Here is a 4701-nt window from a genome sequence, read left to right on the forward strand (position 1 = left end):
CGTAGTTGTTCCGGGCGAAGCGGTCGAGCGAGTAAACCACCATCATCTGGACACGGCCGCGGTTCTCGCGGCAGTAGGCCAGCAGGTTGTTGAGCTCGGTCCGCTCGGCCGTCTTGGCCGACTCGCCCCGCTCGACGAAGACGCGATCGACCTTCCAGCCGTTGTCGTCGCAGTACTGCCGGCAGGCCTTCCGCTGCGCCGGCAGACTCAGATTCTTCGTCTGCTCCTTGGTCGAGACGCGGCAGTAGACAACGGCCTTCATCGCTTCAGTTCCCGATTCTCCTCGGGCCAGGTAGGTCCGTCGGGCTCACGGATTTCTCGAGCCAGTGTATACGAGGCCGCGTCCACGATCGCCTCTGCCAGGAGGTGAAGCTGGCGCCTAATCTCACGCACTTCATCGTCGGACAGCGCGCATTCGGGTCCCAGATATTCGCGGAACTGGTCGAGGGGGATCATTGGTCCTGGATCGTCGGGAGTTCTCTGCGCAACTGCTACCTATGGCAAGTCTACTACAAATATAGGATTTGAATAGAGAGCTGCGCTTCGCGGCGACCCTGTCGTACCATTCAGAGAGCTAATCCCGCCAGCAAGAAACCGCGGAGGAAGGCCGGGAGGTGGCTTGATCTTGATGCCATGAGCGTAGAGAAGCTAGTTGGATCACATCCGATGGTTCGGTTTGAGGGTGAGCTGCGTAAAGAGGCCGTCCTTCAGCGATTTGGTTCGTCGCTCGTGGGGCTTGAAGAGGAGCCTTGGTCGCTCTCCTTGTTCGACTTCGTCAACACGAGGCCTTTCAAGTACTTCGACGATGACTTGGTGCAGAGCGTGTTGGACTTCTATGAGAAGAACTCGACCCAGGCCGTTGCTGCGATCGAATCGCTGGATCGCGAGCTAACGCACGCGGTTCACGCGCTAGTGACGCCTGGGCCGAGTTGGGATGCTGAGCACCTTCCCTCCCTGTCTTCGCCGAGCGACTACGCGGAGCTTGAGCAGGTGTGGTTTCCAGAGTATCAGCGCTACGCCGAGCACGCGTTCAACCACTTGATCAACTGTCCTCTGTCCGTGTTTGCGCAGCTTCGAAGTCGCCAATACTGTGGTCAGACACTCACCAACCGTGCCGAGAGCCTAGGCAAGCTCGGATTTCGGCCCCTTGTCGAAGGGTTTCGTGGAGCAGTCCGTAACGCGATCTCGCACGGGAACACGGAATTCGCTGTCGCGGCGATTCGCTTCGTAGACCGAAAAGCAACTGAGGAACTTACGCCTGGAGAGTTCCTGCACCTGTTTGATGAGCTAGTGGCAGCCTGCCATGCCCTCACGCTTGGCCTTCTTCTGTTCATCGCAAGGAACACAAGCCTCTTCTCGGGCCGTTCAATCCCGCTTGGAGCTACTTTGTTGGCCCTTCGAGGAGCTGGCTCATACGGCCGGCTCACGGTCGAGCGACTGATCCCGATGGAAGTCCTGGGAGGAAGACAACAGCTCGCAGTGATTTGCTCAGCGCCAATGCCTTCCCAGACAATGCAGACCTTCGAGGCTCTCTATTTGGCGGCACGAGCACAGGACTTTGGAGCGACGAGCTTCGAGCGGATCGCCCTTACCTTTGATACCGGCCATGCAACGAGCGGGTCCATCTTCCTGGACGCTTCCAAGCTCGCGAAGCTTCGGCGGGATGGTGGTCCGGCTGAGGCTCTAGGTGAAGTCGTTGAGACAAGCATGCTCTGGCACGACAGCTCTAACCTTGCTAGACGAATCCACGTGGCTGGAATGTCTCTGCGCATTGGGCTCGCGCAGGCTGGGTTGGAGGTTCGGCGACGCTGGGCAGAGTCGGGTGTCACACCTCTTCGTCTCCGTTATTCGATTCGTCATGTCCAAAACAAGAGCGCCGAGGCGCTTCGGCGGGTGGAGGCTATCGCTGTCCTAAGATTCGGCGAAGACCCGTCGGGGGAAGACCTGTACCGAATTGCACGGCAGGTGGTCCGGCGTCTTCGGCGGAGACCCATAGCGTCAGCTGGCCTCAAGGGCACCGGCTCTATTCGCCGACGCCCCAGATACGTTTGGGTCAAGCTCTTCAAGCAGGATGCGGTGCTACGAAACCTGGAGAATCCTGGGCCCGATAACCCAAATCTCGTGCTCCGCGCCGAGTGGGTCGCGAGACGCAATCGGAAGCAACCTGTCTTCGTTCGGTTTCCCACTGCCGTCGAAGGCGGATATCGGTTCGAGTACCCAGTACGGACCTTGAAGGAGAATCTCGATCTAGCTAAGGGCTCACGATAGGAGCCAAGAGCGCTCGAGCGTCAGCCACGCCTCTTTCGGGCCAGCTTGGAGCCCACGGCTTTCCTCACGAGTTCGAGGTTGTCCACCTCAGGTCCTACAACGTCCTTGAGGAACCGGTCGATCTCGCGCTGCAGGCCCTTCTTCTGGGGCAGGGCAGCGGTGTAGTAGTTGGTGTTGCCCTCTTTCTCGACCTTCAGGAAGCCCTTGGAGGCCATCCGGCTCACGAACGTGAGAATCGTCCGGTAGTCGCGGGTCTTCTTCTTGAGGTCCTCTTTCAGGATTTGCCGGACGTTGGCGCGGCCCAGCTTCCAGCAGATGCGCATGATCTCCCACTCGGAGGGGGAGAGCCGTTCTTCACCCGGTTTGGTTTTGGGTCGTGCCATCCGTTATCTCTTCGCCTTCGATCCGGTCTCCGCACGACTCGTGCATCCAGTGAAGCAGGCTGCGGGACTCTTCATCCCTTTCCTCGTATGCCGCGATCGCTAGCTCCAGAAGATCAAGGGCCTCATCGTGATGGCCCTTATCCTTCAGAAGGCGTGCTTCGAGTCTAGCAACTCCCGAGGCGATTCGCGGCCTCCCCGTCCCGTTGGCGAGGTAGCTGATTGCAGCTGTGAACTGCTGCTTGGCTACGTCGAGGCGATGGAGAAGGCGCAAGGCGTCACCGTAGTTGGCAGCCGCCTGCGCCTGCGCGTCGGCGACCCTCTCTGGCCGATAGAAGCCGGGGTCCAGATGCTCGGCTACCGTGAGTGCAAGCTCGGCCAGCTCTGTCGAAAGCTCGGGGTTGGACTCTCGGCAGCTCCTGGACTCCTCGAGAAGAAGTCGGCCGAGGCCCCAATGGTGAAACAGCTCGTCGGATCGGAGTGCCGCTAGCCGATCCTCGTGAGTCAGATTCTCTGTCATCAGGCTGGCGAAGAAGTCGTGCCTGGTCGTGAACTCTGGCCCGACGATCGGGTCGCAATGATCGAGAGCCAGGAGCCAGCGGCTCAACTCCTCGAGTGCGCCACGACAGATGCGGCACTCTCGGACCCTCCTGTAGAGATGTGAATCCAGACGCTCACTCGCCTCGTCGAAATCGAGGGCGAGACTAAACGGGGTGAAGTGCGTGTGCGTCACGTTGAGCTGCCGACCGGAAGCGATGAGACGCCGGAGTACTCCAGGAGGAGGGCACAGGTCTCGTCCAGAAGCCGGCCTGGCGCCAGGCCAAGGCCGTCTCCGAGATCCAAGATTGTGTCCAGTCCCGGTCGCCGCTGGCCGCGCTCGAGCAGGCCGACCGAGGTCCGGTCGAGGCCGGCTCTTTCGGCCAGCTTCTCCTGCGAAATGCCCGCAGCCCGCCGATGCCGCTTGAGCACGGCCCCAAATACGCGTGCGGATCGCCGGTCGGCCATAAGACCAACTCATCATGGAAGGATGATGACAACTGGTCCACGGACAGCTGTCATCATCGGCGAAGCGAAGGGCTCCCCGATTGGTGAGCCCCGTGAGAGCCGGAGGCAGCTAGCAAGGGCCTAGGAAGAACCTGCGTGAGGGCTTGGTCCGCTACCAGGCCCCCCGCTGCCGGAGCGACACCCACTTCTCTGCGGAAGCCAGTATCAAGTGATCCACGAGCCGAATCCCGATGAGGTCGCCGGCCTCAGCCATCCGGCGAGTGAAGGCCAGGTCTTCGGCGCTAGGGGAGGGATCGCCGGAGGGGTGGTTGTGGGCGAGGATGATGCCAGCGGCGTTGGTCAGGAGAGCCATCTGGAGGAGGGCGCGGGGTTCGACGGCTGCCCGGTTGAGGGTGCCGAGGTAGGCGATCTGCCAGGCGATGAGGCGGTTGCGGGTGTCGAGGTAGACGGCGCACATGGCTTCTTGTGGACGGTCGTGCAGTTGGCTGTTGAGGAACTCGGCGACGGCTTTGGGGTGGGTCAGCGAGACGTCTTCGTAGGGCGTGTCTTCTTCACGAACCAGGGCGAGGCGGTAGCGGGTGATGGTCTCCATCTTGGCGGCTTCGGCCGACTCCTGGACCCGCTCGGACTTCAGTAGCTCCATCTGCTTCTTGTTGGTCTTCCTGTTCATCTGCGTCTCCCTTCCGGCTGGTGTCGTTTGCTCCTTCACCCGAGCCAAGGAGCAATGGCTCCAGACGGAGGGCCAGACGCACGCAGTGCCGGCGTACGGCGCGAGGAGCCCCCAGCGGAGGCCGTGACAGCTCAGCTGGCGCAGCCGAGGCGGGGAGAGACGAGCTGGCCGCAGGCGAAGCTGCGGATAGCAGGGAAGACCGAGAGAAGAGACGGGAGAGTCTGTCCGAGCGGGAACCTGGAGGCTGCTGACGCGAGGGGAAAACGCAGCGGACGCCTCTCCCGAATCTGAGCCCTACAGAAGACTGATGAGTGTCGCCTTGAGGTCGCCGGAGTCCGAGGGTGGCTGACCGCCGAGGGCCTCGATGATGTGCGTCAG

7 protein-coding genes are annotated in these 4701 nt (G+C 61.3%); 1 reads left to right on the forward strand and 6 read right to left on the reverse strand.

The annotated features are described in order from the left end of the window. Both HKN37_17560 and HKN37_17565 read right to left on the reverse strand, forming a co-directional pair. A partial coding sequence (locus HKN37_17560) for a recombinase family protein (GenBank protein ID NNE48463.1) occupies positions 1 to 262 on the reverse strand: 262 nt, incomplete at its 3' end. Next, complete coding sequence (locus tag HKN37_17565; protein ID NNE48464.1) at positions 259 to 456, reverse strand: hypothetical protein; 198 nt, start codon at positions 454 to 456, stop codon at positions 259 to 261. The genes HKN37_17560 and HKN37_17565, both read right to left, overlap by 4 nt. Before the next feature lie 177 nt (positions 457 to 633). Between HKN37_17565 and HKN37_17570 the strand changes: the two genes are divergently transcribed. Continuing rightward, positions 634 to 2268 carry a hypothetical protein gene (locus HKN37_17570; GenBank protein ID NNE48465.1) on the forward strand — a complete coding sequence of 545 codons (1635 nt, stop codon included), beginning with the start codon at positions 634 to 636 and terminating at the stop codon, positions 2266 to 2268. A 20-nt stretch (positions 2269 to 2288) separates the two neighbouring features. Here the strand turns inward: HKN37_17570 and HKN37_17575 are convergent, their stop codons facing one another. From HKN37_17575 to HKN37_17590, 4 genes are all read right to left on the reverse strand, one after another. Then, the gene (locus HKN37_17575) at positions 2289 to 2651 is read right to left on the reverse strand and encodes a hypothetical protein (protein ID NNE48466.1); all 363 of its coding nucleotides are present in this window, start codon (positions 2649 to 2651) and stop codon (positions 2289 to 2291) included. Then, a complete protein-coding gene (locus tag HKN37_17580; GenBank protein ID NNE48467.1) occupies positions 2623 to 3381 on the reverse strand; it encodes a hypothetical protein in 759 nt (252 codons plus the stop codon). The genes HKN37_17575 and HKN37_17580 overlap by 29 nt, the downstream gene beginning before the upstream one ends. After that, the gene (locus HKN37_17585; GenBank protein ID NNE48468.1) at positions 3378 to 3653 is read right to left on the reverse strand and encodes a helix-turn-helix transcriptional regulator; all 276 of its coding nucleotides are present in this window, start codon (positions 3651 to 3653) and stop codon (positions 3378 to 3380) included. The genes HKN37_17580 and HKN37_17585 overlap by 4 nt, the downstream gene beginning before the upstream one ends. Before the next feature lie 151 nt (positions 3654 to 3804). Continuing rightward, complete coding sequence (locus HKN37_17590) at positions 3805 to 4323, reverse strand: JAB domain-containing protein (protein ID NNE48469.1); 519 nt, start codon at positions 4321 to 4323, stop codon at positions 3805 to 3807. Positions 4324 to 4701 lie beyond the last annotated feature (378 nt).

The organism is Rhodothermales bacterium, from assembly GCA_013002345.1.
GTDB lineage: Bacteria > Bacteroidota > Rhodothermia > Rhodothermales > JABDKH01 > JABDKH01.

Coding starts and splice junctions, on each gene's coding strand:
- HKN37_17590 (NNE48469.1), bottom strand. CDS start 4,323: ATGAACAGGAAGACCAACAAGAAGCAGATGGAGCTACTGAAGTCCGAG.
- HKN37_17570 (NNE48465.1), top strand. CDS start 634: ATGAGCGTAGAGAAGCTAGTTGGATCACATCCGATGGTTCGGTTTGAG.
- HKN37_17575 (NNE48466.1), bottom strand. CDS start 2,651: ATGGCACGACCCAAAACCAAACCGGGTGAAGAACGGCTCTCCCCCTCC.
- HKN37_17585 (NNE48468.1), bottom strand. CDS start 3,653: ATGGCCGACCGGCGATCCGCACGCGTATTTGGGGCCGTGCTCAAGCGG.
- HKN37_17565 (NNE48464.1), bottom strand. CDS start 456: ATGATCCCCCTCGACCAGTTCCGCGAATATCTGGGACCCGAATGCGCG.